The sequence below is a fragment of the Streptomyces sp. NPDC040432 genome (assembly GCF_055595445.1).
Map to the genome: position 1 here is coordinate 189,647 of NZ_JBVIVP010000002.1, position 25,271 is coordinate 214,917.

Sequence of the window (25,271 nt, forward strand, 5' to 3'; positions counted from 1 at the left end):
ACACCCTTCACTCACGTGTCAACAACCGTGAACGATCCTAGAGTTGACCCCCCGACGCAGAAAGGCCTGTTCCGGCACCACCGCGGTGCCGGAACAGGCCTCGGGCCCGGGAACCCGCGCGAGCCGCCGCGCTCGCCGTGAGCGGCGCGACGCACGCACTCGACGGGCGCGCCCGGCCCGCCCCCTACGCGTTCACTTCGTGCGCCGGGTGACGAACTCCGCCAGCGCCAACAGTCCGCCGGCCGCCGCGAGGTCCGGGACGGCGCGGGACAGTTCCTGCACCGCCCGGCCCATCCGGTCGGCTGCATGGGCCTGCGCCCAGTCGCGGCCGCCCGCCCGGTCCACCGCCCGGGCCGCGTCCCGTACGTCGTCGGCGGTCATCGGGCCCGCGTACAGGGCCGCGAGGTCGGCCCCCGCCTCGGTGCCCGAGGTGAGGGCGGCCACGACCGGGAGGGACTTCTTGCGCGCGACCAGGTCGGCACCGGCCGGTTTGCCGGTGTGTCCCGGATCCCCCCAGATGCCGATCAGGTCGTCGATCAGCTGGAAGGCCAGACCCGCCTCCCGGCCGAAGGCGTCCATCGCGTCGACCTCCTCCGGCCCGGCGCCGGCGTACAGCGCGCCGAGGGCGCAGGCGCAACCGAGCAGGGCCCCGGTCTTGGCCGTCGCCATCGTCAGGCACTCGTCGAGGGTCACGTCGGGCCGCCGCTCGAAGGCGCAGTCCGCCTGCTGCCCCGCGCAGAGCTCGATGACGCAGGCCGCGAGCCGGGCCGAGGCCGCCGCCGAGGCCGGGTGCGGGTCCTCGGCGAGCTGCCGCAGCGCGAGCGCCATCATGGCGTCGCCCGTGATGACCGCGTCCGGGATGCCGAAGACGGTCCAGGCCGTGGCCCGGCCGCGCCGCCGGACGTCCTTGTCGATGACGTCGTCGTGCAGCAGCGTGAAGTTGTGCGCCAACTCCACGGCCACCGCGGCCCGCACGGCGTCCTCGGCGACTCCGGGCGGCCCGCCCACGGCCTGCGCCGAGGCCAGCACGAGCGCCGGCCGGATGGCCTTGCCCGCGTTGCCCGCCGCCGGAGTGCCGTCCGCCTCCTGCCAGCCGAAGTGGTACATCGCCACGTCCCGCATGGAGCCCGGCAGGCTCTCGACCGTGCGGCGCAGCCACGGGTTGACCGTCTCCCTGGTGCGCTCCAGCAGGACCGCCGCTTCCTGCCCCTCGCCCGCGGCGAGGGCGTTGGGGGTCATCAGCGCCAGCGGCCGATCTCGACGTTCTCCAGGACGCCGAGCGCGTCCGGGACGAGCACCGCGGCGGAGAAGTAGGCGGTGACCAGGTACGAGATGATCGCCTGCTCGCTGATGCCCATGAAGCGCACCGACAGGCTCGGCTCGATCTCGTCGGGGATGCCGGGCTGGTGCAGACCGATCACGCCCTGCTCCTCCTCCCCGGTGCGCATGCACAGGATGGAGGTCGTACGGGCGTCACTGATCGGGATCTTGTTGGACGGGAAGATCGGCACCCCGCGCCAGGAGGGCACCCGGTTGCCGCCGATGTCGATGGCCTCGGGGTACAGGCCGCGCTTGTTGCACTCGCGGCCGAAGGCGGCGATGGCCTTGGGGTGCGCGAGGAACATCTTGGAGCCGCGGCGCATGCTCAGCAGCTGGTCCATGTCATCGGGCGTGGGCGCGCCGTCGTGGGGCTGGATGCGCTGGTCGTAGTCGGCGTTGTGGAGCAGGCCGAAGTCGCGGTTGTTGAGCATCTCGTGCTCCTGGCGCTCGCGCAGCGCCTCGACCGTGAGCCGCAACTGCTGCTCGGTCTGGTTCATCGGCTGGTTGTACAGGTCGGCGACGCGGGTGTGGACGCGCAGGACCGTCTGCGCGATGGAGAGCTCGTATTCGCGCGGTCGACCCTCGTAGTCGACGAAGGTGCCGGGGAGCACGGCCTCGCCCTGGTGGCCGGCGGAGAGGTCGATCGCGGCCTCGCCGTACTTGTTGGTGCGCTGGGCGGGCTGGGTGCGGACGTTCTCGACGTGCTCGCGCAGGGAGTCGACCCGGTCGGCGAGGAGCAGGAAGTCTTGGCGGGAGAGGACGAGGGCGGTGCCGGGGGTGGCGGCGCGGGCGGTGTACTCCCAGATCGCCTCGCCGTCGGTGAGCGCGTCCTCGCCGAAGTAGGCGCCGTCGGCGACGGTCCGCAGGACGGCGTCCTCGCCGTAGGGGCCGGGGCCGACGTGGTCGATGCGGCCGTGGGCGAGCAGGAAGACCCTGTCGGAGCTGTTGCCGAAGGAGGTGAGTTCCTGACCGGGCTCGAAGTCGATCTGCTGGCACCGGTTGGCGAGTTCGGTGAGGACCGCCTCGTCCTCGTAGTCGCGCAGCAGCGGCAGCTCGCCGAGTTCGGCGGGGATGACCTGGACCTGGGTCCCGGTCTTGATGAACTCCACGCGTCCGTCGCCGACGGAGTAGCTCAGCCTGCGGTTGACGCGGTACGTACCACCCTGCACGGGGACCCACGGGAGCATCTTCAGGAGCCACCGCGAGGTGATCTCCTGCATCTGCGGCGCGGACTTGGTCGTGGTTGCCAAGTTCCGTGCGGCCGAGGTGCCGAGACTGCGCTGCGGTGTCTGGGCTTCGGTTTCGGAACCTGCCTGGACCGACATGTCTTTCCCCTTCGATCACTCCATGGATATGCGGTACGAAAGCCTTCCAGTACGCAACGCAGCCGGACCATTACACAAAAGGGTGGGACTACTCCGTGTGGGTGTGGGCATGCTCTGCGGTCCGACCGGGCCGGAGGGATCGACTTCAACAGCTATTTCCGGCCATACCGCACGCACCGCGCACACCACGCGCACCGGTGGAGGCGGAATCACGACTTAACTTGCATACCCGATGCAAGGTTTCTACGCTGTGGGCATGCGGCTGACGCGATTCACCGACCTGGCGCTGCGCGTGCTCATGCGCCTGGCCGTCGAGGAGACGGACCTCCCCACCACCCGTGATGTGGCGGCGACCATGGAGGTTCCGTACACCCACACCGCCAAGGTGGTCGCCCGGCTCCAGCACCTGGGGCTGATCGAGGCACGCCGGGGCCGGGGCGGAGGGCTGACGCTCACCACCTCCGGACGCGCCGCCTCGATCGGCGCGGTGGTGCGCGAACTGGAGGGCACCGGCGACGTCGTGGACTGCGACGGCGCCACCCCCTGTCCGCTGCGCGGCGCCTGCGTTTTGCGCGGCGCGCTGCGCCGGGCCCAGGAGGCGTTCTTCGCCGCACTGGACCCGCTCACGGTGAACGACCTGGTGGCGAGCCCGACGGGACCGCTGCTGCTGAGCCTCTCGGGCGGATCCGGCACCCGGCCGTCCGGCCCCGACCGGGAAGGGGCCGAAGGGCCCGACATCACGGGCCGGATGGCCGGTTCGGTCCGCCGTTCGGCCCGCCTACCCTGAGACCGAGGGACCCCCGAACGAATGTCCGCACCGCGGCGGACCCTTTTTTTCGGCCCTTTAATACGCATGCCACATTCCAATTAAGCGAGGAGCTCCCATGCTGTCCGAGAAGTCGACCGCGACCGTACGCGCCACCCTGCCCGCCGTCGGAGCGGCGATCGGCGAGATCACGGAGCTCTTCTACAGCAAGCTGTTCACGGCCCACCCGGAACTCCTGCGCGACCTGTTCAACCGCGGCAACCAGAACGCGGGCCTCCAGAAGCAGGCCCTGGCGGGCTCCATCGCGGCCTTCGCGACGCACCTGGTCGAGAACCCCGGCACCCGCCCCGACGTGATGCTCGGCCGCATCGCGCACAAGCACGCCTCGCTGGGCGTCACCCGCGAGCAGTACCCGGTCGTGCACACCCACCTCTTCGCGGCGATCGTCGAGATCCTCGGCGAAGCCGTCACCCCCGAGGTCGCCGAGGCCTGGGACGAGGTCTACTGGCTGATGGCGAACGCCCTCATCACCATCGAGGAGCGCCTCTACGAGGAGCAGCGGGTCCTCGCCGGGGACGTGTGGCGGGAGTGGACCGTGGCCGCACGGGTCGAGGAGACCGCGGACTGCACCACCTTCCACCTGACCCCGGCCGACGACGCCCCCGCACCCGACTTCCGGCCCGGCCAGTACGTCTCCGTCCAGGTCGAACTCCCCGACGGAGCCCGGCAGATCCGCCAGTACAGCCTCTCCCGGGCCCCCGGCTCCCCGATCCGCGCGATCACCGTCAAGCGCGTGCACGGCCCGGCCGCCGGCGGCCCCGACGGCGAGGTCTCGAACCACCTGCACGCCCGGATCCGCACGGGCGACCGGCTCCGCGTCTCCGCCCCGTACGGGGACCTGGTCCTGCGGGACGGCTCCGCGCCGGTACTGCTCGCCTCGGCCGGCATCGGGTGCACCCCGATGCTGTCGATGCTGGAGCACCTGGCCGAGACCGGGCACACCGCCCCCGTCACCGTCGTGCACGCCGACCGCTCCCCCGCCGACCACGCCCTGGGCGCCGACCACCGGGCCCTCACCCACAAGCTCGCCGACGCCTCGGCCCGCTTCTGGTACGAGGAGGCGGCCGAGCCCGGCGACGCCACCGGCCTCGTCGACCTGACGGACGTCCCGGTCGCCCCCGGCACGAACGCCTACCTGTGCGGACCGCTGCCCTTCATGCGGGCGGTGCGCGGCCAGCTGATCGCCAAGGGCGTGCCGGCGTCGGACATCCACTACGAGGTGTTCGGCCCGGACCTGTGGCTGGCGTCGGCCTGACGGCCGGCCGGATCCGCTCGCTCGCCGTACGAACGCCCTAGCCCCGGAAGGGCCGCCTCCACTACACCGGAACGTAACGAGACGCACACGGAGTGTGTCTCTCACGCACCGCAAAGGAGGCGGCCATGGCCGCACCCATGTCCGCGGACCGTTTCATCAACGCACTCCGGAACGAAGGCCTGACCGTCGTCGAGGTCGGCTCCTGGCGCACCCACAACCGCAACCACAAGGGCCCTTGGGGCCCCGTCCACGGCGTGATGATCCACCACACCGTCACCCGCGGCACCCCGTACACCGTCGCCCTCTGCCGCGACGGACACGACGACCTGCCGGGCCCGCTCTGCCACGGCGTCATCGCCAAGGACGGCCGGGTCCACCTGGTCGGCCACGGCAGGACCAACCACGCCGGCTCCGGCGACTCCGACGTCCTGGCCGCCGTCATCGCGGAGAAGCGCCTGCCCGCCGACCACCAGGCGGACACCGACGGCAACCGCCACTTCTACGGCTTCGAGTGCGAGAACCTCGGCGACGGCAAGGACCCCTGGCCCGCCGTCCAACTCGACGCCATCGCCCGCGCGGCGGCCGCCCTCTGCCGGGTCCACGGTTGGACCGCCCCGTCGGTCATCGGCCACCTCGAATGGCAGCCGGGCAAGGTCGACCCCAGGGGCTTCACGATGGCCTCGATGAGAGCCCGCGTGGCCGAACGCCTCAAGTGACGGACCGCCCCGCACCCCACCCGGGCCGACAATGAAGAGGTGAACCACCCCGAACTGCGTCCCCGGCCGCCGTCCCCGCTGGTCGAGGCGGCCGACGGACGGTTCGTCGCGCACGGGGTCCGACTGCTGCTCAAGCGGGACGACCTCGTGCACCCGGAGCTGCCCGGCAACAAGTGGCGCAAGCTCGCGCCCAACCTCCGGGCGGCCCTGGAGGCCGGGCACGAGGAGATCGTCACCTTCGGCGGCGCCTACTCCAACCACCTGCGGGCCACCGCGGCGGCCGGCCGGCTGCTCGGCCTGCGCACCACCGGCATCGTCCGCGGGGACGAACTCGCCGACCGCCCCCTCAACGACTCCCTCGCCCGGTGCGCGGCGGACGGCATGCGGCTGCGCTTCGTGACCCGGTCCGACTACCGCCGCAAGGCCGAGCCCGGGACGCGGGACCGACTGCTGGCCGACGCCGGCGCCCCCGGCGCGTACGTCGTCCCCGAGGGCGGGAGCAACGCCCTCGCCCTGCGGGGCTGCGCCGGGCTGGGCCACGAGCTGCGCGGCGAGGCCGACGTGGTGGCGGTGGCCTGCGGCACGGGCGGCACCCTCGCCGGCCTGGCCGCCGGCCTCGGCCCCGACGCGCGGGCCCTCGGCGTACCGGTCCTCGCGGGCGGTTTCCTGGGGGCGGAGATACGTTCCCTCCAAGAGGCCGCCTTCGGCGGGCCGGTCGGTGACTGGAGCCTGGCCGAGGGGTTCGACCACGGCGGCTACGCCCGCGTCCCGGCCGCCCTGGAGGCCTTCGCCGCCGACTTCGAGGAGCGGCACGGGTTCCCCGTCGAGCGGATCTACGTGGCCAAGCTGCTGTGGGCGCTGGTCGCCCTCGCCGAGTCGGGTGCCTTCCCCCGGGGCACCACCCTGGCCGCCGTCATCACCGGCCGGCCGTGATCCTCCGCCGCCGGTAGGGCCGCCCCGGCGGGCCCGGCATCCGCGCCGGCCACCCGCGACGCGGGGGCGGAGCGGGGATCAGGCGGACTCCTCCCGGTAGGCCGCCGCCTCCTCCAGGTCCAGCCGGCGCAGCAGCGCGCGCAGCATCTCGTCGTCGATCCGGCGGGCGTCGCGCAGGGCCACGAACACCTCCCGCTCGGACGCGATCATCTCCCGGGCCAATCTGCGGTAGACGTCGTCGGCCGACTCCCCCGTCCGCGCGTTGACCTCGCCCAGCCGCTCCCACACCGCGTTGCGGCGGCGCTCCAACACCGTGCGCAGCCGTTCCACCAGGGGCGGCGGCAGCGCGTTGTGCTCCGAGTCCTCCAGCAGTTCCGCCAGCCGGTCCTCGGCGGCCCGCGAGGCCTCGCTCTGCGCCTGCGCCTCGGCGAGCGTCTCGGCCCGGACGTCGCGGGGCGGCAGTTTCAGCAGCTTGATCAGCGGCGGCAGGGTCAGGCCCTGGACGACCAGGGTGCCGATGACGGTCGTGAAGGTGAGGAAGAGGATGAGGTTGCGGTGCGGGACGTCCAACGGCACCGAGAAGGCGATCGCCAGCGACACCACGCCCCGCATGCCGGCCCAGCCCACGATGACCGGGGCCTTCCAGTTGGTCTCCGGTTCCCGTTCCCGGATCCGTTCGGAGAGCCACCGCGGGAGGAACGTCGCGGGGAACACCCACAGGAACCGGGCCGCCACCACGGCGAGGAACACCGCGACCGCGTACCCGACCACGGCGGAGGGCTCGTACTCGTCCAGGCCCTTGAGGACCACCGGCAGCTGGAGTCCGATCAGCGCGAAGACCACGGACTCCAGGACGAAGGAGACCACCTTCCACACGGCCTCCTCCTGGAGCCGGGTGGCGAAGTCGACCTGCCAGTTCCGGTGCCCGAGGTAGAGGGCGACGACGACGACCGCCAGCACCCCCGAGGCGTGCACCCGTTCGGCCGCCGCGTACGCCACGAAGGGGATCAGCAGCGACAGGGTGTTCTGGAGCAGGGGTTCCCTCAACCGCTTGCGCAGCTGGTGGATCGGCACCATCAGCAGCAGGCCCACGCCCACCCCGCCGACGGAGGCGAGCAGGAACTCCGCGATCCCGCCGGCCCAGCCCGCGCCGACCCCCACGGCAGCGGCGAGCGCCACCTTGTAGGCGGTGATGGCGGTGGCGTCGTTGACCAGGGACTCGCCCTGGAGGATGGTCGTGATCCGGTTCGGCAGGCCCAGCTTGCGGGCGATCGCGGTCGCCGCGACCGCGTCCGGCGGGGCGATCACGGCGCCCAGCACCAGCGCCACGGGCAGCGACAGTCCCGGCACCAGCAGGTAGGCCGCGTAGCCGACCGCCAGCGTCGCGAAGAGCACGTAGCCGACCGACAGCAGCGCGATCGGCCGGACGTTGGCCCGCAGGTCGAGGTAGGAGCTGTCCACCGCGGCCGTGTGCAGCAGCGGCGGCAACAGCAGCGGCAGCACGATGTGCGGGTCCAGCACGTACGGCGGCACGCCCGGGACGTACGCGGCGATCAGCCCCACCGCGACGAGCAGCAGCGGTGCGGGCACCGGCGTCCGGCGGGCCAGGCCCGCCACCGCGGCGCTGCCCGCCACCAGCGCCACCAGCGGCAATACCTCCATGACGATCCACCCTCATCGCGTCGTGCACACGCAGCCTCGTCGTACGCTGGCCATCATGAGCGAGTGCACCCACGTTGCAGAACTGCCGCGCCCCGAGCCCGTCCCTCATGCGATGACCTGCCCGGAATGTCTGGCGCTCGGGAGCCATCCGGTGCAGTTGCGGATGTGCCTCGCGTGCGGCTGGGTGGCCTGCTGCGACTCCTCCCCCCACCGGCACGCCACCGCGCACCACCAGGAGACGGGTCATCCGGTGATGCGGAGCTTCGAGCCGGGGGAGACCTGGCGATGGTGCTTCGTCGACGGTTCGATCGTCTGAACCGGGGTAGGTCAACCCTCCGCCGGTTCCCCCGAATTGGGCCCGCAGACCTCTAGCCACTGTGCGTACCCATGGGCTTACCATCAGTCACTGGACGCACGGCAGGTCGGCCCGGGCGCCCCGAAAGGGGCGCTGTGAGGGGTGCCGCGACACGATCACCCGGATCGCGATAGCGTCACCGGCGAACAGAGCTCGTACCACCTTGGAGGTGAGGGTGTCCCAGATCGCAGGCGAGCCCGGGACCCAGGACTTCGTGGAAGTCCGGCTGCCCGCTGCGGGTGCCTACCTGTCCGTGTTGCGAACGGCCACGGCCGGTCTCGCAGCCCGTTTGGACTTCACTCTCGACGAGATCGAGGACCTCCGCATCGCGGTGGACGAGGCCTGCGCGATCCTGCTCCAGCAGGCCGTGCCCGGCTCCGTCCTCAGTTGCGTCTTCCGGCTGGTGGACGATTCGCTGGAGGTGACCGTCTCGGCGCCGACCACCGACGGCCGCGCGCCGGAGCGCGACACGTTCGCGTGGACGGTCCTGTCGGCGCTGGCCGGCAAGGTCGAGGCGACGGTCGAGGAGAACCGGACGGTGAGCATCAGTCTCTACAAACAGCGCGGCGCGGGGCCAGGCCCGGTGTGAGCGGCGGGGAGATCCCGGTGCGGGGCGGGGATCGGCCCCGGGTACGGCACGAGGTCGACGGCGGCATCCCGGAACAGCAGCACGCCCGGCCGCACCCGGCTGACGCGGATGCGGAAGACGGCTTTTTGGACTCGGCGGAGCGACGGGCGGGCCCTATGAGCGAGAACCAGCACGACCAACCACAGCCACCGGAGGCCGCTCCCGCGGCCCCGGCGGTGCCGGCCGCGCCCGTGGCGCTGCCGGATCCGCGGGACCGCAGCGGTGCGCGGGCCCTGTTCTTCGAGCTGCGCGAGCTGCCCGAGGGCTCACCGGAGCGCGCGGAACTGCGCAACCGGCTGGTCCGGATGCACCTGCCGCTCGTCGAGCACCTGGCGCGGCGGTTCCGCAACCGCGGCGAGCCGCTGGACGACCTGACGCAGGTCGCGACGATCGGCCTGATCAAGTCGGTGGACCGGTTCGACCCGGACCGCGGGGTCGAGTTCTCGACGTACGCCACACCCACCGTGGTCGGCGAGATCAAGCGGCACTTCCGTGACAAGGGCTGGGCGGTACGGGTCCCCCGCCGCCTGCAGGAGCTGCGGCTGTCGCTGACCACGGCCACGGCCGAGCTGTCGCAGCAGCACGGCCGCTCGCCGACGGTGCACGAGCTGGCCGAACGGCTCGGGATCTCCGAGGAGGAGGTGCTGGAGGGCCTGGAGTCGGCCAACGCCTACAGCACGCTGTCCCTGGACGTGCCGGACACGGACGACGAGTCCCCGGCCGTCGCGGACACCCTGGGCTCGGAGGACGAGGCGCTGGAGGGCGTCGAGTACCGCGAGTCCCTCAAGCCTCTCCTGGAGGGGCTGCCGCCGCGGGAGAAGCGGATCCTGCTGCTGCGGTTCTTCGGCAACATGACCCAGTCGCAGATCGCGCAGGAGGTCGGGATCTCCCAGATGCACGTGTCCCGGCTGCTGGCCCGCACCCTGGCCCAGCTCCGGGAGAAGCTCCTCGTGGAGGAGTAGCCGCCGGTCGGGTGAGGGGCGGGGTTATCGGGCCTGTTCGCCGGGCCCGATGCCGAGCGCCTCGGTGGCCGTGGGGTTGACCAGCAGCACGGTCACGGCGACGGCGGCCAGGGCGAGTGCCACGGCGGCGGCCGTCATCGCGCCGCCGGTGGTCCACAGGGTCCACGCCACCGGCATCGCCATGAGCTGGGTGATCAGTGCCGGGCCGCGGCTCCAGCGGCGGCCCAGGCGCAGGCCCCGCGCGGCGACGAGCGGGAGCGCGGCGAGCGCGAGCAGGGTCACCCCGCCGGTCTCGGCCTGCTGCGGGGAGTCGGGGTCGCCGGCGATGCCGACGAACAGCATGTACACGCCGAGCCCGGCCAGGGCCAGACCTTCCAGGGCGGTGAGCACGGCGGCTGCGGTGAGCCGACGGGGCAGTGCCGCGGGAGCGGCGACCGCGGGGGCGGGGGTGCTCGGGGCCGGTCGACGGTTCTGCGGGCGGCTCTGCTTCTTACTCACCCCAGCAGGGTAGCCGCGTGCCGGCGGCGCGGTACGGGACGGTCGGTAGGGAATGCCCGGGGAGGGGTGGGTACTCTGGCGGTCATGCGTGCACTCCTCGTGGCCAACCCAGCAGCGACGACGACCAGTGCGCGCACGCGCGACGTCCTGACCCACGCGCTGGCCAGCGAGATGAAGCTGGAAGCGGTGACGACCGAGTACCGGGGCCACGCCCGCGACCTGGGCCGCAAGGCCGCGCACGAGGGTCTCGACCTGGTGGTGGCCCTCGGCGGTGACGGCACGGTCAACGAGGTGGTGAACGGTCTCCTGCACGACGGGCCCGATCCGGACCGGCTGCCGAAGCTGGCGGTGGTGCCCGGCGGATCGACGAACGTCTTCGCCCGGGCGCTGGGACTGCCGAACGACGCGGTCGAGGCGACCGGCGCCCTGCTGGACGCCCTGCGCGAGGAGCGCGAGCGGACGGTGGGGCTGGGCCTGGCCGCCGGCTCCCCCGGGACCGAGGACGAGTCGGTCCCGGCCCGCTGGTTCACGTTCTGCGCGGGCTTCGGCTTCGACGCGGGCGTGGTGGGGCGGGTCGAGCAACAGCGCGAACGCGGCAAGCGGTCGACGCACGCCCTGTACGTGCGGCAGCTCATGCGCCAGTTCTGGGAGGAGCCGAACCGCAGGAACGGCACGGTCACCCTGGAGCGTCCCGGCCAGGATCCGGTGACGGACCTGGTGCTCTCGATAGTCTGCAACACCTCCCCCTGGACGTACCTGGGGAACCGGCCCCTCTACGCCTCCCCGGAGGCCTCGTTCGATACCGCGCTTGACGTATTGGCACTCAATCGTTTGTCAACTCCGGCGGTCGCCCGGTACGCCACGCAGCTCCTGACCTCGACTCCTGAGCGCGGTCCGCACGGCAAGCACGCGGTGTCTCTGCACGATCTGACCGACTTCACCTTGCATTCGAAGGTTCCGCTGCCCTTCCAGATGGACGGCGATCACCTCGGACTGCGCACCAGCGTTCGGTTCACAGGCGTACGCCGGGCACTGCGTGTGATTGTGTGAGTGGAAGGGCCCAAAGTCCTTTCACTCGAACGTATACACGCCGGTCCACCCCTAGGAACTAGGGCTGTGACCTAGTAGACACCGACGAATCCAAAAAAACTTTCCGGAAGGGGTTGTATCCCCGTCCGAGGTTTGCGAATCTCTACATGGCGATCGGGACAGCCCGCAGCACCCGGCACCCACACAGAACGCCAGAACCCCTCCACGTATCTCGGACCGCACCAGGCAACTGGGCGTCGGCCCTTCCCTCACGGGGGGATTCGTGAAAGCGTTCACATTCACAAGCAACCTGCCCGCAATACAAGGAGATGGAGCAGCCATGGACTGGCGTCACAACGCCGTTTGTCGTGAGGAAGACCCGGAACTCTTCTTCCCCATCGGCAACACCGGTCCTGCGCTGCTGCAGATCGAGGAAGCCAAGGCCGTCTGCCGCCGCTGCCCCGTCATGGAGCAGTGCCTGCAGTGGGCGCTTGAGTCCGGTCAGGACTCCGGCGTCTGGGGCGGTCTCAGCGAGGACGAGCGCCGCGCGATGAAGCGCCGCGCCGCTCGCAATCGGGCGCGCAACGCCACCGCCTGACATCGACTTTCGAGCCTCGAGCCGCAGCGCGTAGTACCCATAGCAGCGCTCAGCAACGTGCTCTTGAGCCCCGGACCGGGACTCCCCCCCAGCCACCATCGGGGGTGCGCCCCGGTCCGGGGCTCAGTGCTTTTCCCGGCATCCCGTCCGGCAGGCACCGGTTCCGTCCCGTCACGTTGAGTGACGGGACGGAGGGTCACTTCTGGGGGCTGGCCGGGATGTCGAGGACCACCTTGGTGCCGCGCGGTTCGACGCGCAGCATGTCGAACGTGCCGCCGAGCTCCCCCTCCACAAGGGTCCGCACGATCTGGAGCCCGAGGTTGCCGGCGCGCTGGGGGTCGAACCCCTCGGGCAGTCCGCAGCCGTCGTCGAGCACGGTGATCAGCAGTCGGGCGTCGGCCCGGCCACTGCCCGAACGGATCGCGGACACCTCGACCGTGCCGCCCTCCCCCTGGGTGAAGGCGTGTTCCAGCGCGTTCTGGAGCACCTCCGTCAGCACCATCGACAGCGGGGTGGCGACCTCCGCGTCCAGGATCCCGAAGCGGCCGGTGCGCCGGCAGGCCACCTTGCCCGGGGAGATCTCCGCGACCATCGCGATCACGCGGTCGGCGATCTCGTCGAACTCGACCCGCTCGTCGAGGTTCTGAGAGAGCGTCTCGTGCACGATCGCGATCGAACCGACACGACGCACGGCCTCGTTCAGCGCCTCGCGGCCGTTCTCCGAATCCATCCGTCGGGCCTGCAGCCGCAGGAGCGCGGCCACCGTCTGGAGGTTGTTCTTCACCCGGTGGTGGATCTCCCGGATGGTCGCGTCCTTGGTGATCAGTTCGCGTTCGCGACGGCGCAGTTCGGTGACGTCGCGGCACAGCACGAGGGAACCGATGCGGGTCCCCTTGGGCTTGAGGGGGATGGCGCGCAGCTGGATGACGCCGCTGGTGCCCTCGACCTCGGTCTCCCGCGGCGCCCAGCCGCTGGCCAACTTCACCAGCGCCTCGTCCACCGGGCCCCGGGACGGGGCCAGTTCGGCGGTGGTGGTGCCCAGGTGCTGGCCCACCAGGTCGGCCGCGAGGCCGAGCCGGTGGTAGGCGGAGAGGGCGTTCGGGGACGCGTACGTCACCACGCCCTCGGCGTCGAGCCGGATGAGGCCGTCGCCGACGCGCGGGGAGGCGTCCATGTCGACCTGCTGCCCGGGGTACGGGAAGGAGCCCGCGGCGATCATCTGGGCCAGGTCGGAGGCGGACTGGAGGTAGGTGAGCTCAAGCCGGCTGGGTGTACGCACAGTGAGCAGGTTGGTGTTGCGGGCGATGACGCCCAGGACCCGGCCCTCGCGGCGCACGGGGATCGACTCGACGCGGACGGGCACCTCCTCCCGCCACTCCGGGTCGCCCTCGCGCACGATCCGACCCTCGTCGAGGGCGGCGTCGAGGAGCGGGCGGCGGCCCCGCGGCACCAGGTGGCCGACCATGTCGTCCTGGTACGAGGTGGGGCCGGTGTTCGGGCGCATCTGGGCGACCGAGACGTACCGGGTGCCGTCCAGGGTGGGTACCCACAGCACGAGGTCGGCGAAGGACAGGTCGGAGAGCAGCTGCCACTCCGAGACCAGCAGATGGAGCCACTCCAGTTCGGCTTCACTGAGAGCGGTGTGCTGGCGTACGAGGTCGTTCATGGAGGGCACCTGGCGAGCGTACCCCGGGTACGGCCATGACTTTTCCCACGCGAATACCCAGGAGTACCCACGAGGGGCCCGGTCCGCGTACTGTTGGAGGAAGTGACGGGATGAAGACATCCGCCATTGGATGGACAGAGCAGAATGGTCTAGTCCACAATTGAGTGAAGCTTCCGCCCTCCCCGCACAGGAGGACGGATAGAGGTAACCGCGCGCTCTGCCCTGACCGCGCAGGCACCTCCCAACCGGCCGCCGGGAACCGCACACCCGACGGCCGTAAGTACTCCGGGCTACGGTGCCGGGCGGGTCGAGGGTCCCGTCCTGCACCGTGGCCCAGAGGAATTCCAGGGCCGAATTCCGAGCCCTGTTGCGGGAATTCCCGCGGTGGATCTCCCCGCGGATCAGGTCACGCCGGCCAGGCCGACATCGCCCGCGCCGCGACCGCCTCCAGTTCCTCCCTGCTCGCCCCGTCGCGGGACTGCGTGGACATTCCCTGGATCACGGCTCCGGCGTAGCGGGCGAGGGCGCCGGCGTCGGTGTCCGCGGGGAGGACCCCGGCCGCGACGTCAGCGCGGATCCGGCTCTCGAACATCGCCAGGTTGGCGTTGCGCCGCCGCCGCAGGGCTTCCGCGACCTCCTCGCTGGTGGTGTTCACGGCCGCGCTGATCACCATGCAGCCCGGCGGATGGGCCGGGTCCGTGTAGATCTCGGCGGCCTCGAACAGGATGCGGCGCACGGCGTCCCGGGCGGTGGGTTCCTCGGCCATGGCCACGCCCGCGAAGTCGCCGTACCGGCCCCCGTAGACCGCGACGACCTCGTCGAAGAGCTTGCGCTTGTCGCCGAAGGCCGCGTAGAGGCTGGGCGCGCTGATGCCCAGGGATGCGGTCAGGTCGGAGATGGACGTCGCCTCGTACCCGCGCTCCCAGAAGGCGAGCATGGCCTTGTCGAGGGCGGCGTCGCGGTCGAAGGAGCGGGGCCTGCCGCGCTGTCCGGTCACCATGCGCGGATTCTATAGCGGTCGCTAGCGAATCTGGTACCGTCCCTTTCTGTAGCGACCACTAGATAATGCTGAAGGGGGGCGCGTCATGGGCGTGCTCAAGGGGAAGACGGCACTGGTCACGGGCGGCAGCAGGGGGATCGGACGGGCGGTCGCGCGGCGGCTGGCCCGCGACGGGGCCCTGGTCGCGGTGCACTACGGGCACGACGGGGCCGCGGCGGCGGAGACCGTCGCCGCGATCGGGGCCGCCGGGGGAACCGCCTTCGCCGTCCGCGCGGAACTCGGGGTGCCGGGGGACGCGCAGGCGCTCTGGGCGGCGTACGAGGCCCATCCGCTGGCCACGGAGCACGTGGACGTGCTGGTGAACAACGCCGGTGCGGCGACCTTCGCGGGCGTCGCGGACACGGACGAGGAGACCTTCCGCCGGGTCCAGGCCCTCAACGCCCAGGCCCCGTTCTTCGTGATCAAGCACGGGCTGGCGCGACTGCGGGACGGGGGCCGGATCGTGAACGTCACCGGCACCCCCCACCTCGCGCTGCCCGCGATCCTCGCCACCGTCATGGCCAAGGGCGCGGTGAACGCCCTGACCGTGTCCCTGGCCGCCGAACTCGCCCCGCGCGGGATCACCGTGAACTCGGTCGGCCCGGGCATCACCGAGACCGACCTGAACGCCTCCCTGCTCGCCGATCCCGGGACCCGGGAGCACCTGGCCGCCCGGTCCGTCTTCCGCCGGGTCGGCACCGCCGACGAGGTGGCGGACGTGGTCGCCTTCCTCGCCTCGCCGGACTCCCGCTGGGTCACCGGCCAGCACTTGGACGCCACGGGCGGGCTCCAGCTCTCGCTGGTCTGAGGACGGCCGGGCCGGCGGACTTCCGTCGGCCCGGCCGGGGCGCGGGCCCGCCCGCCCCGGGAGGCCGGGGCGGGCGATCGGGACCACCATGGAACGGGGGCGAAGGCCCGCCACGAACGGCTCCGCTCTGCTAGATTGGTCTATACCACAATGTGACCGCACCCCTCTCAGATCGGCAGGCCCCGCGTGGAAGTTGTCATCGTCCCGGACGCCAAGGCAGGCGGCGAGCTCATCGCGGAGGCCATGGCCGCCCTGGTCCGTCGCAAGCCCGACGCCCTGCTCGGCGTGGCGACCGGCTCCACCCCGCTGCCCATCTACGAGGCGCTCGCCGCGAAGGTCAAGGCGGGCGAGGTCGACGCGTCCAGGGCGCGCGTCTGCCAGCTCGACGAGTACGTCGGCCTGCCGACCGGGCACCCCGAGTCCTACCGGGCCGTGGTCCTGCGTGAGGTCGTGGAGCCCCTCGGCCTGTCCGAGGCGTCCTTCATGGGCCCCGACGGCTCCGCCGAGGACATCGTCGGCGCCTGCGACGCCTACGACCGAGCCCTCGCCGCGGCCGGCGGCGTGGACCTCCAGTTGCTGGGCATCGGGACGGACGGCCACATCGGCTTCAACGAGCCCTGCTCCTCGCTGGCCTCCCGGACCAGGATCAAGACGCTGACGCAGCAGACCCGCGTCGACAACGCTCGCTTCTTCGACGACGACATCGACCAGGTGCCGCACCACGTCATCACCCAGGGCATCGGCACCATCCTCGACGCCCGTCACCTGGTCCTGCTGGCCACCGGCGAGGGCAAGGCTGAAGCCGTCGCGCAGACCGTCGAGGGCCCGCTCTCCGCCCTCGTCCCGGCCTCCGCGCTCCAGCTGCACCGGCACGCCACCGTGGTCGTCGACGAGGCCGCCGCCTCGAAGCTGAAGCTGGCCGACTACTTCCGCCAGACCTACGCGGACAAGCCCGCCTGGCAGGGCCTGTAGCCGCAGCCCGGCCGGACGCGGCCGACGGAACGGCGAAAGGGCCGGGCCCCCCTCCTCGGGGGCCCGGCCCTTTCGCACGTACGGCGTCGGCCCGCGCGGGGCCGGCGGCCGCTATCCGCCCGCGATCACCTCTGCGGCCGCCCGGCCACAGACGCGGGAGGCGCCGTGCGTGGCGAGGTACAGGGCCCCGCGCGGCTCGGCGAGCGGTACGCCCATCTCGACGACCACGGTGTCCGGGCGGGCCGCGACGAGCGCGTCCAGGACCTCGGTCATCCACGGGTGCCGGTGCGCGTCGCGGACCACCGCGACGACGGTGCGGTTGCCCGCCGCCGCGAGCACGTCGCCGGCGGCGGAACCCTTGGGGTAGACGCCGGCCCCGGTGCCCGGGACCAGCGCGGCCAGCTCCGCGGCCACTCCCCACGGGGTCTCGTCCCCCACGGCGATGTTCGGGACCGGGGTGAGCGTGGCGACGTACGGGTCGGTGATCGGGGTCGCCGTGCCGGAGACGACCACCGCACGGCGGGCCGCCGTCAGGCCGATGTCGGACGCGCCGCTCCCCTCCGGCCGCGCGTGCGACCGGGCCCGACGGGTCCAGTCCGCGAGGGCGCGCACCCGGGCGGCGGCGTCGGCGAGCCGCTCCTCCGCCAGGGAGCCCTCGCGGACGGCGGCCACGAGCGCGTCCCGCAGGCCCAGCACGGTGGCCTCGTCGGCGAGCCCGCCGCCGACGCAGATGGCGTCGGCGCCGGCCGCGATGGCCAGGACCGAGCCGCGTTCGATGCCGTACGTCCCGGCGATGGCGTTCATCTCCATGCCGTCGGTGACGATGAGGCCCTCGTAGCCGAGTTCCTTGCGCAGCAGGCCGGTCAGGATCTGCGGGCTGAGCGTGGCCGGGCGGGTCGGGTCGAGGGCGGGCACGAGGATGTGCGCGCTCATGACCGCCTTGGTGCCGGCCTCGATGGCCGCCTTGAAGGGGATCAGCTCACGGACCTGGAGGGTGTCCAGGTCGACGTCGATGCGGGGCAGCGCGTGGTGCGAGTCGACGTTGGTGTCGCCGTGGCCCGGGAAGTGCTTGGTGCAGGCGGCGACCCCGGCGGCCTGGAGGCCCTCGACGTAGGCGGCGGTGTGCCGGGCGGCGAGGGTGGTGTCGGCGCCGAAGGAGCGGACCCCGATGACGGGGTTGTCCGGATTGGAGTTGACGTCCGCGGACGGCGCCCAGTTGAGGTTGACCCCGCACTCGGCGAGACGGCGACCCAGCTCGCGGGCCACGTCCCGGGTGAGGCCGGTGTCGTCGACGGCGCCCAGCGCGAGGTTCCCGGGGAAGGACGAGCCGCCCCGGACCTCCAGACGGGTGACGTCGCCGCCCTCCTCGTCGATGGCGACGAGCACGTCGTCGCGCTCGGCGCGCAGCTGCGCGGTGAGGGCGGAGAGCTGCCCGGCGGAGGTGATGTTGCGGCCGAAGAGCCCTACCGCGGTGAGGCCTTCGGCGACCTGGCGCAGCAGCCAGGCGGGGGCGGTGGTGCCCTCGAAGCCGGGCTGGAGGACCGCGAGGGCGTCGCGGGTCACCGTATCCGTGCGGTGCGCAAGGACAGTCATGTCGTCCGTTATCCCTTCACGGCGCCGGCGGTCATGCCGCCGACGGCCTTGCGCTGGAGGAAGATGAAGATGAGCAGGACCGGTACCGCGAAGAGCGAGGACGCCGCCATGGTGGCGCCCCAGTCGCTGCCGAAGGCGGTCTGGAACTCGGTCAGCCACAGCGGGAGGGTCTGGGCGGTCTTGTCCTTGTTCAGGATCAGGACCATCGCGAACTCGTTCCAGGCGGTGATGAACCCGAAGAGCGAGGTGGACATCAGACCGGGGGCCAGCAGCGGGAAGATCACCTTGCGGAAGGCCTGGCCGCGGGTGCAGCCGTCGATCTGGGCCGCCTCCTCCAGGGTCACCGGGACGGCGGCGATGAAGCCGCGCAGGGTCCAGATGGTGAAGGGGAGGACCATCACGAAGTAGATGGCGGTCAGCACGCCGATGTTGTTCAGCATCTCGGCGTCGCGGACGATCATGTACATCGCGATGACCATGACCTCCCAGGGGGCCATCTGGGCCATCATCACGGCGAGGACGAGGCCCTTGCGGCCCTTGAACTTCATGCGGGCGATGGCGAAGCTCGCGGCGAGGGCGACGAGCAGGGCCAGCAGCACCGCGCAGATGGTGACGACGAGGCTGTTGGTGACGTACGACCAGAAGTTGTCGACGCCGGTGGCCTTGTCGAAGTTCTTCAGCGTCGGCGTGAAGACGAAGACGGGGTCCTTGCTGAGCATCTCGCTCTGCGGCTTGAGCGCCGAGGAGAACATCCAGTAGACCGGGAAGACGAAGACGAGGGCCAGCAGCAGGGCGCCCACGTTCTTGGCGACGGTGCCGGGGCGCAGCGGGCGGCCGGTGCGCAGCCGCTGGGCGGGCTTCGCGGACGGGGCGGTCGGCGCCGGCTTCGGGGCGGTGGTGGTGCTCACTGCTCCTCCTCCTGCTTCAGGATCAGGCGGAAGTAGAAGGACATGACGATGATGAGGATCAGGATCGTCAGGACGGAGATCGCGGCGGCCAGGCCGTAGTGGAACTGGCTCTGGCCCTCGACGTAGGCGAAGACCGGGAGGATCTCGGAGGCGCGGTCGGGGCCGCCCTTGTTCATCGCGTAGACCTGGGTGAAGGCCTTGAAGACCCAGATCACCTCAAGGAAGGTGGTGATCAGGAAGAACGGCTTGAGCTGGGGGAAGACGACCTTCCAGAAGGTCTGCCAGCCGTTGGCCCCGTCCATGCGGGCGGCCTCGTACAGTTCGGCTCCGACCGTCGTCAGACCGGCGTACATGTTGAGGGCGACGAAGGGGACCGAGCCCCAGACCACCAGGATCGTGATGATCACCAGGGTGGAGAAGCCGGTCTCGAACCAGTTGTGCTGGTCGTATCCGGAGAAGCCGGCGGAGCGCATGACCCAGTTCATGACGCCGAACTGCTCGTCGAAGAGCCACTTGAAGACCTGGACCGACGCGACGATCGGCATGGCCCAGGCCATCACCAGTGCCATCGACAGGACGAGGCGCATCCACTTGCCGAGCCGGTTGAGCAGGATGCCGATGAGGCAGCCGACCGCCATGATGAGCGCGACGTTGGCGAAGGTGAAGCCGAAGCTGCGCAGGACGACGGTCCAGAAGTCGGGGTCGCCGAGCAGCTGGGTGTAGTTGTCGAGTCCCGCGAACGGGTACTTCCGCTGGATGAACTCGATCTTGTTGATGTCCTGGAAGGACAGGATCACGTTCTTGATCAGCGGATACAGCAGCAGTGTCGCGAGGCTGAGCACCGCGGGCAGGACGAGCAGATAGGGCGCCCACCCCGAGGGGAGCGACCTTCTGCCCCCGCGAGGCGACGGATGGCTGGGGCCGGTACCGGTGCCGGGCACCTTGGGCCGTCCGGCGGACTTCTGTGGTGCGTCCTGTGGAGCGCTGGTCGTCGCTCCCTGGGAGTGCACGGTCATGTCTGGGCTTCCTCGCGGTTGACTGTGGAGTCAAATGCGCGACCGGGGGTGCGGCAGGCGCTGCGGGGCGCCTGCCGCACCCCCCGGTGCGTTCACACTGCTGGTTCCTGCGGGTGCTGCGGTGTTTCAGGTGGTGCGGTGCCGCGGCGGGTCAGGTGGTGCGGTGCCGCGGGGCGGGACTACTTGTTGATGCGGCTCGCGATTTCCTTGTCCGCGTCCGCGCCCGCCTTGGCGGCGTCCTCACCCTTCAGGACCTTGGTCATGAACTCCTTGATGGGGTTCGGCTCGGTCTCGACGTTCGCCCAGCCCGCGGTGACCGGGGTGATCTTGCCGGAGGCGGCGGCCTTGGCCATCGACTCGGCGAAGGAGCCCGGGGCGGCGGCGAAGTTCGCGGCCGTCTGGTTCGGGAGCAGCGCGCCCTCGGTGGCGGTGGCGTACTTGGTCATCTGGTCCTTGCCTGCGGCGAGGGCCAGCCACTCCTTGGCGAGCTCCTTGTTCTTGGAGCGCTCGGCGACGGCGAGGTTCGAGCCGCCGAGGAAGACGGAGCCCGGCTTGTCGGCGGTCTTGCCCGGGATCGGGAAGTAACCGAAGTCGCCTTCCTTGCCCGCTTCCTTCAGGGCCTTCAGCGCGCCCTGCGCCTCCCAGCCGAGACCGATCCAGGACGAGACGCCGCCCTTGGGGATGATGTCGGTGGACTGCTGCGGGGTGGCCTCGTCCTTGTCCTTGGGGGCCGTGGAGAAGGACTGGAGCTTCTTGTAGAAGTCCATCGCGGAGGCGGCCTGCGGGGTGGAGAGCTGGCCCTTCCACTTGCCGCCGTCCTTGACGGCGAGGTCGCCGCCCTCGTCCCAGACGAAGCCGGCGAGGATGTACCAGCTCTGGCCGGGCAGGTAGATCGGCTGCGAGGCCGGGTCCGAGGCCTTCAGCTTCTCCAGGCCGGCCACCCACTCGTCGCGGGTCTTCGGGACGGTGACGCCGGCCTTCTCGTAGGCCTTCTTGTCGTAGACGACGACGCGGTTGGCGGCGTACCACGGGGCGGCGTAGAGCTTGCCGTCGACCTCGGCGGAGGACGTCATGCCCTTCGACCAGGCGTCGGCGCCGAGCTTGGCCTTGTCGCCCGACAGGTCCGCGAGGCCACCGGTGACGGCGTAGCCGACGGTCTGGGTGTTGCCGAGCTCAATGACGTCCGGCGGGGTGTTCTCCGAGAGGGCCGTGGTGACCTTCTCCTGGATGCCGGTCCACTTCTGCTCCTCGACCTTGACCGTGACACCGGGGTGCTTGGCCGAGAACTCCTTGTTGACCTCGTCGATCCAGGCCTTGGGTGCGGAACCGTCCATCACCCAGACGGTGATCTCCTTGGCCGCGCCACCCGATGCTTCGGTCTTCGCCTTGTCGTCGGCACCGTCGCCACACGCCGCGAGGCCGATAACCATGCCCGCGACTCCGACCGCCGCGATGAGCTTGCGCTTCACGCCACCCTCCTCAGGGATGCTGCCTGCAACTTCCCTCGCCCACCGCGGTGACGTACCAAGTACTGCCCGTGGGGCCGGGATCCGATCCATATTGGTTTAGACCAGTACCCGGAGCTTGGCCTAGACCTTTAGGGGTGTCAAGGGTCTAATGAGCGGGTGCTCGGTCCGTTATCGGACCGACACCTGGGGGAGGGAGGAGGCCTGTCCCCCCTCCCGTGTCACGATGTGACCGCACATATCGGAGGAGCCGGTGACGGCAGCGAAACTGGAGTCGGGAAGGCGGGCGGCGATGGCCACCGAAGGGGCGACCACGGAGCCGGAAGGCGGGGCAGTCACCCGGACGGCGCGCGTGCCCAAGTACTACCGCCTCAAGCGGCACTTGCTCGACATGACCGAAACGCTCCCACCCGGCACACCGGTCCCACCGGAGCGCACGCTGGCGGCCGAGTTCGACACCTCCCGGACCACCGTCCGGCAGGCCCTGCAGGAGCTCGTCGTCGAGGGCCGGCTGGAAAGGATCCAGGGCAAGGGCACCTTCGTCGCCAAGCCCAAGGTCTCGCAGCCGCTCCAACTCTCCTCCTACACCGAGGACATGAGGGCCCAGGGCCTGGAGCCGACGTCCCAACTCCTCGACATCGGGTACGTGACGGCCGACGACACGCTCGCCGGTCTGCTCAAGATCACCACCGGCGGACGGGTCCTGCGCATCGAGCGACTGCGCCTGGCCAGCGGCGAACCGATGGCCATCGAGACCACGCACCTGTCGGCCAAGCGCTTCCCCGCGCTGCGCCGTTCGCTGGTCAAGTACACCTCCCTCTACACCGCCCTCGCAGAGGTGTACGACGTCCGCCTCGCGGAGGCGGAGGAGACCATCGAGACCTCCCTGGCCACCCCGCGGGAGGCCGGGCTGCTCGGCACGGACGTCGGACTGCCGATGCTGATGCTCTCCCGGCACTCGCTGGACGCCGACGGCGAACCGGTCGAATGGGTACGTTCGGTGTATCGCGGCGACCGTTACAAGTTCGTTGCCCGTCTTCAGAGGCCCGCCTTGTGATCACCGGTTGACTCCCGTTCGATCCTCGGTGGACGCTCGTACCGCTATGCGGACGGGGGCTTACGTCCAGCGGTCAAGCCCCCGTAGATTCCCTGCGCTTACGCAGATGATCAACGAGGGGACGAGGATCATGCCGGAACCGGAAGCAACAGGGACAGACCGGACTCCATCACCGGGGGGTGCGGCGAGCACGGGCGGCAGGCCCGACTCGCCCTCTCCGTCGGGCCGCCTCACCCCGCAATCGATCGCCGTGTGGGCGCTCGTGGCCCTGATCGGAGCCATCGGCTGGGGCGTGCTGGCCCTTTCGCGGGGTGAGGAGATCTCGGCGGCCTGGCTGCTCGCCGCCGCGCTGGGTTCGTACGCCATCGGCTACCGCTTCTACGCGCGCTTCATCTCGCGGCGCGTGCTGAGGGTCGACAAGACCCGGGCGACCCCCGCCGAACGCCTCGACAACGGTGTCGACTTCCACCCCACCGACCGTCGGGTGCTCTTCGGCCACCACTTCGCGGCCGTCGCCGGCGCGGGCCCGCTCGTCGGTCCCGTGCTCGCCGCGCAGATGGGCTACCTGCCGGGCACGATCTGGATCGTCGCGGGCGTCATCTTCGCCGGCGCCGTCCAGGACATGGTGACGCTGTTCTTCTCCACCCGGCGCGACGGCCGTTCGCTCGGCCAGATGGCCCGGGACGAGATAGGGCCCGTCGGCGGGGCCGCCGCCCTGGTCGCCGTGTTCGCCATCATGATCATCCTGTTGGCGGTGCTGGCCCTCGTCATCGTCAACGCCCTGGCGCACTCGCCCTGGGGCGTCTTCTCCATCGGCATGACCATCCCGATCGCCCTCTTCATGGGCGTCTACCTGCGCGTGCTGAGGCCGGGTCGGGTCACCGAGGTCTCCGCCATCGGCGTCGCGCTGCTGCTGCTCGCCATCGTCGCGGGCGGCTGGGTCGCCGAGTCCTCCTGGGCGGACACCTTCACCCTGGAGAAGGAGACGCTGGTCGTCTGGATGATCGTGTACGGCTTCATCGCCTCGGTGCTGCCGGTGTGGCTGCTGCTCGCCCCCCGCGACTACCTGTCCACCTTCATGAAGGTCGGCACGATCGCCCTGATGGCGCTGGGCGTGGTCATCGCGATGCCGACGTTGCGGATGCCCTCGGTCACCGACTTCGCGGCGCGCGGCGACGGCCCGGTGTTCGCCGGCTCGATGTTCCCGTTCGTCTTCATCACCATCGCGTGCGGGGCCCTGTCCGGCTTCCACTCCCTGGTCGCCTCGGGCACCACCCCGAAGATGATCCAGAAGGAGACCCAGGTCCGGGTCATCGGCTACGGCGCGATGCTCACCGAGTCGTTCGTCGCCATCATGGCCGTGATCGCCGCCTGCATCATCGAGCCCGGCCTCTTCTTCGCCGTCAACTCACCGCCCGGCGTCATCGGCACCACGGTCGAGACCGCGTCCGCCGCCGTCACCAACTTCGGCTTCGCCATCAGCCCGGACGCCCTCGCGCAGGCCGCGAAGGACGTGGAGGAGAGCAGCCTGCTCTCCCGTACGGGTGGCGCCCCGACCTTCGCACTCGGAATGTCGGAGATCTTCTCGGCCGTCATAGGCGGCACCGGGATGAAGGCGTTCTGGTACCACTTCGCCATCATGTTCGAGGCCCTGTTCATCCTGACCACGGTCGACGCGGGCACCCGCGTGGGCCGGTTCATGCTCCAGGACACCCTCGGCAACGTGCACAAGTCCTTCAGGGACGTCAGCTGGAAGCCGGGCGTGTGGCTCGCGAGCGCCATCGTCGTCGGCGGCTGGGGCTACTTCCTGTGGGTCGGCGTCAAGGACCCGCTGGGCGGCATCAACCAGCTGTTCCCGCTGTTCGGCATCGCGAACCAGCTGCTCGCCGCGGTGGCGCTGGCCGTCTGCACGACCCTCCTGGTGAAGTCCGGGCGGCTGAAGTGGGCCTGGGTCACCGGGGTTCCGCTGGCGTGGGACGTGGCCGTCACCCTCACCGCCAGCTACCAGAAGATCTTCTCCCAGGACGTGAAGGTCGGCTTCTTCGCCCAGCGCGACAAGTACCAGGCGGGCATCGACGCCGACAAGGTCCTCCCGCCGGCCAAGACGATGGGCGAGATGCACACCGTGGTCACCAACGCCACGGTCGACGGGGTCCTGTCCGTGCTGTTCGCCGTCCTCATCATCATCGTGCTGGTGGACGCGGGCCGGACCTGCTTCAAGGCCATCGCCCACCCGGAGTCGGTCCGCCTCTCCGAGGTCCCGTGGACCGAGTCGAAGATCGTCGCCCCGGCCGGGCTCATCGCCACGGCCGAGGAGAAGGCCGAACTCGCGGCGGCCGGCCTCGACAGCGGCGGCGGCCGGGTCAAGGAACCCGTCGCGTGAACACCGCACGAACGCCGGCCGCAGTGCGCAACGCGCTGGCGAGGGCCCGGTACTACGTACGGGAGTTCTCCGGCGAGGCGGCGTACGACCGCTATGTCGCGCACGCCCGGGCCCACGACCCGCAGGCCGGGGTCATGACCCGGCGCGCCTTCGAGCGGGCCCGCACCGACGCCCGCGAGGCGGACCCCCGCGAGGGCTTCCGCTGCTGCTGACCACCCCCCGCGAAGGGCCCCGCCGCACCCGCGACGGGGCCCTT

Annotated in this window: 23 protein-coding genes and 1 pseudogene; 14 read left to right on the forward strand and 10 right to left on the reverse strand. The window is 71.0% G+C overall.

The features are described 5' to 3' along the window. Positions 1 to 192 precede the first annotated feature (192 nt). Together ACZ58N_RS04535 and ACZ58N_RS04540 are read right to left on the reverse strand one after the other, a co-directional pair. Positions 193 to 1,239, reverse strand: a complete 1,047-nt coding sequence (locus ACZ58N_RS04535) for a family 2 encapsulin nanocompartment cargo protein polyprenyl transferase (RefSeq protein ID WP_471155540.1) — start codon at positions 1,237 to 1,239, stop codon at positions 193 to 195. After that, on the reverse strand, positions 1,239 to 2,645 hold the full coding sequence (locus ACZ58N_RS04540) for a family 2B encapsulin nanocompartment shell protein (RefSeq protein ID WP_471155542.1): 1,407 nt from the start codon (positions 2,643 to 2,645) through the stop codon (positions 1,239 to 1,241). The genes ACZ58N_RS04535 and ACZ58N_RS04540 overlap by 1 nt, the downstream gene beginning before the upstream one ends. Before the next feature lie 256 nt (positions 2,646 to 2,901). Between ACZ58N_RS04540 and ACZ58N_RS04545 the strand changes: the two are divergent. The 4 genes and pseudogenes from ACZ58N_RS04545 to ACZ58N_RS04560 form a co-directional block, all read left to right on the forward strand. Next, positions 2,902 to 3,336 (forward strand): annotated as a pseudogene (locus tag ACZ58N_RS04545) (RrF2 family transcriptional regulator); the annotation flags it as partial. Positions 3,337 to 3,529: 193 nt separating this feature from the next. Continuing rightward, on the forward strand, positions 3,530 to 4,726 hold the full coding sequence (locus tag ACZ58N_RS04550) for a globin domain-containing protein (protein ID WP_471155545.1): 1,197 nt from the start codon (positions 3,530 to 3,532) through the stop codon (positions 4,724 to 4,726). A 125-nt stretch (positions 4,727 to 4,851) separates the two neighbouring features. Further along, complete coding sequence (locus ACZ58N_RS04555; RefSeq protein ID WP_471155547.1) at positions 4,852 to 5,442, forward strand: N-acetylmuramoyl-L-alanine amidase; 591 nt, start codon at positions 4,852 to 4,854, stop codon at positions 5,440 to 5,442. Between the two features lie 39 nt (positions 5,443 to 5,481). Beyond that, positions 5,482 to 6,375: a 1-aminocyclopropane-1-carboxylate deaminase/D-cysteine desulfhydrase gene (locus ACZ58N_RS04560; RefSeq protein WP_471155549.1), complete on the forward strand. Its 894-nt coding sequence runs from the start codon at positions 5,482 to 5,484 to the stop codon at positions 6,373 to 6,375. 78 nt (positions 6,376 to 6,453) lie between these two features. Here ACZ58N_RS04560 and ACZ58N_RS04565 read toward each other — a convergent pair whose 3' ends face one another. After that, on the reverse strand, positions 6,454 to 8,037 hold the full coding sequence (locus ACZ58N_RS04565; protein WP_471155550.1) for a Na+/H+ antiporter: 1,584 nt from the start codon (positions 8,035 to 8,037) through the stop codon (positions 6,454 to 6,456). 55 nt (positions 8,038 to 8,092) lie between these two features. Between ACZ58N_RS04565 and ACZ58N_RS04570 the strand changes: the two genes are divergently transcribed. From ACZ58N_RS04570 to ACZ58N_RS04580, 3 genes are all read left to right on the forward strand, one after another. Then, complete coding sequence (locus ACZ58N_RS04570) at positions 8,093 to 8,353, forward strand: UBP-type zinc finger domain-containing protein (protein WP_471155552.1); 261 nt, start codon at positions 8,093 to 8,095, stop codon at positions 8,351 to 8,353. A gap of 214 nt (positions 8,354 to 8,567) precedes the next feature. Further along, positions 8,568 to 8,981: an ATP-binding protein gene (locus tag ACZ58N_RS04575; RefSeq protein ID WP_281208104.1), complete on the forward strand. Its 414-nt coding sequence runs from the start codon at positions 8,568 to 8,570 to the stop codon at positions 8,979 to 8,981. 11 nt (positions 8,982 to 8,992) lie between these two features. Continuing rightward, positions 8,993 to 9,982 carry an RNA polymerase sigma factor SigF gene (locus tag ACZ58N_RS04580; RefSeq protein WP_471156534.1) on the forward strand — a complete coding sequence of 330 codons (990 nt, stop codon included), beginning with the start codon at positions 8,993 to 8,995 and terminating at the stop codon, positions 9,980 to 9,982. A 24-nt stretch (positions 9,983 to 10,006) separates the two neighbouring features. On the opposite strand, the gene ACZ58N_RS04585 is transcribed toward ACZ58N_RS04580, so the two are convergent. Then, positions 10,007 to 10,480, reverse strand: a complete 474-nt coding sequence (locus ACZ58N_RS04585) for a hypothetical protein (protein ID WP_471155555.1) — start codon at positions 10,478 to 10,480, stop codon at positions 10,007 to 10,009. Positions 10,481 to 10,564: 84 nt separating this feature from the next. Here ACZ58N_RS04585 and ACZ58N_RS04590 point away from each other — a divergent pair, with 84 nt between their 5' ends. Together ACZ58N_RS04590 and ACZ58N_RS04595 are read left to right on the forward strand one after the other, a co-directional pair. After that, positions 10,565 to 11,530, forward strand: a complete 966-nt coding sequence (locus tag ACZ58N_RS04590; protein ID WP_388889111.1) for a diacylglycerol/lipid kinase family protein — start codon at positions 10,565 to 10,567, stop codon at positions 11,528 to 11,530. 319 nt (positions 11,531 to 11,849) lie between these two features. Further along, positions 11,850 to 12,107, forward strand: coding sequence for a WhiB family transcriptional regulator (locus ACZ58N_RS04595; RefSeq protein WP_004937597.1), 258 nt, complete (start codon positions 11,850 to 11,852; stop codon positions 12,105 to 12,107). A gap of 196 nt (positions 12,108 to 12,303) precedes the next feature. On the opposite strand, the gene ACZ58N_RS04600 is transcribed toward ACZ58N_RS04595, so the two are convergent. Together ACZ58N_RS04600 and ACZ58N_RS04605 are read right to left on the reverse strand one after the other, a co-directional pair. Continuing rightward, positions 12,304 to 13,773 carry a sensor histidine kinase gene (locus tag ACZ58N_RS04600; protein WP_471155558.1) on the reverse strand — a complete coding sequence of 490 codons (1,470 nt, stop codon included), beginning with the start codon at positions 13,771 to 13,773 and terminating at the stop codon, positions 12,304 to 12,306. A gap of 406 nt (positions 13,774 to 14,179) precedes the next feature. Then, on the reverse strand, positions 14,180 to 14,773 hold the full coding sequence (locus ACZ58N_RS04605; protein ID WP_471155560.1) for a TetR/AcrR family transcriptional regulator: 594 nt from the start codon (positions 14,771 to 14,773) through the stop codon (positions 14,180 to 14,182). A gap of 85 nt (positions 14,774 to 14,858) precedes the next feature. On the opposite strand from ACZ58N_RS04605, the gene ACZ58N_RS04610 reads away from it, so the two are divergent. After that, positions 14,859 to 15,620 (forward strand): SDR family NAD(P)-dependent oxidoreductase, encoded by a 762-nt coding sequence (locus ACZ58N_RS04610; RefSeq protein ID WP_471155563.1) that lies wholly within the window; start codon positions 14,859 to 14,861, stop codon positions 15,618 to 15,620. A gap of 186 nt (positions 15,621 to 15,806) precedes the next feature. Further along, the gene (gene nagB / locus ACZ58N_RS04615; protein WP_471155565.1) at positions 15,807 to 16,592 is read left to right on the forward strand and encodes a glucosamine-6-phosphate deaminase; all 786 of its coding nucleotides are present in this window, start codon (positions 15,807 to 15,809) and stop codon (positions 16,590 to 16,592) included. Between the two features lie 111 nt (positions 16,593 to 16,703). Here nagB and ACZ58N_RS04620 read toward each other — a convergent pair whose 3' ends face one another. The 4 genes from ACZ58N_RS04620 to ACZ58N_RS04635 all read right to left on the reverse strand — a co-directional run bounded on the left by ACZ58N_RS04620 (position 16,704) and on the right by ACZ58N_RS04635 (position 21,578). Then, entirely contained in the window at positions 16,704 to 18,185 is a 1,482-nt protein-coding gene (locus ACZ58N_RS04620; protein WP_471155568.1) for a glycoside hydrolase family 3 protein, read from the reverse strand. A gap of 8 nt (positions 18,186 to 18,193) precedes the next feature. Then, entirely contained in the window at positions 18,194 to 19,030 is an 837-nt protein-coding gene (locus ACZ58N_RS04625) for a carbohydrate ABC transporter permease (RefSeq protein ID WP_471156537.1), read from the reverse strand. Between the two features lie 59 nt (positions 19,031 to 19,089). Continuing rightward, the gene (locus ACZ58N_RS04630; protein WP_471155570.1) at positions 19,090 to 20,109 is read right to left on the reverse strand and encodes a carbohydrate ABC transporter permease; all 1,020 of its coding nucleotides are present in this window, start codon (positions 20,107 to 20,109) and stop codon (positions 19,090 to 19,092) included. A 179-nt stretch (positions 20,110 to 20,288) separates the two neighbouring features. Beyond that, entirely contained in the window at positions 20,289 to 21,578 is a 1,290-nt protein-coding gene (locus tag ACZ58N_RS04635; protein ID WP_471155573.1) for an extracellular solute-binding protein, read from the reverse strand. A 289-nt stretch (positions 21,579 to 21,867) separates the two neighbouring features. On the opposite strand from ACZ58N_RS04635, the gene ACZ58N_RS04640 reads away from it, so the two are divergent. The 3 genes from ACZ58N_RS04640 to ACZ58N_RS04650 all read left to right on the forward strand — a co-directional run bounded on the left by ACZ58N_RS04640 (position 21,868) and on the right by ACZ58N_RS04650 (position 25,227). Then, complete coding sequence (locus tag ACZ58N_RS04640) at positions 21,868 to 22,632, forward strand: GntR family transcriptional regulator (protein WP_385585155.1); 765 nt, start codon at positions 21,868 to 21,870, stop codon at positions 22,630 to 22,632. Positions 22,633 to 22,762: 130 nt separating this feature from the next. Beyond that, positions 22,763 to 25,015 carry a carbon starvation CstA family protein gene (locus tag ACZ58N_RS04645; RefSeq protein ID WP_471155576.1) on the forward strand — a complete coding sequence of 751 codons (2,253 nt, stop codon included), beginning with the start codon at positions 22,763 to 22,765 and terminating at the stop codon, positions 25,013 to 25,015. Further along, complete coding sequence (locus tag ACZ58N_RS04650; protein ID WP_471155578.1) at positions 25,012 to 25,227, forward strand: CstA-like transporter-associated (seleno)protein; 216 nt, start codon at positions 25,012 to 25,014, stop codon at positions 25,225 to 25,227. The genes ACZ58N_RS04645 and ACZ58N_RS04650 overlap by 4 nt, the downstream gene beginning before the upstream one ends. The last annotated feature ends 44 nt before the right edge of the window (positions 25,228 to 25,271 follow it).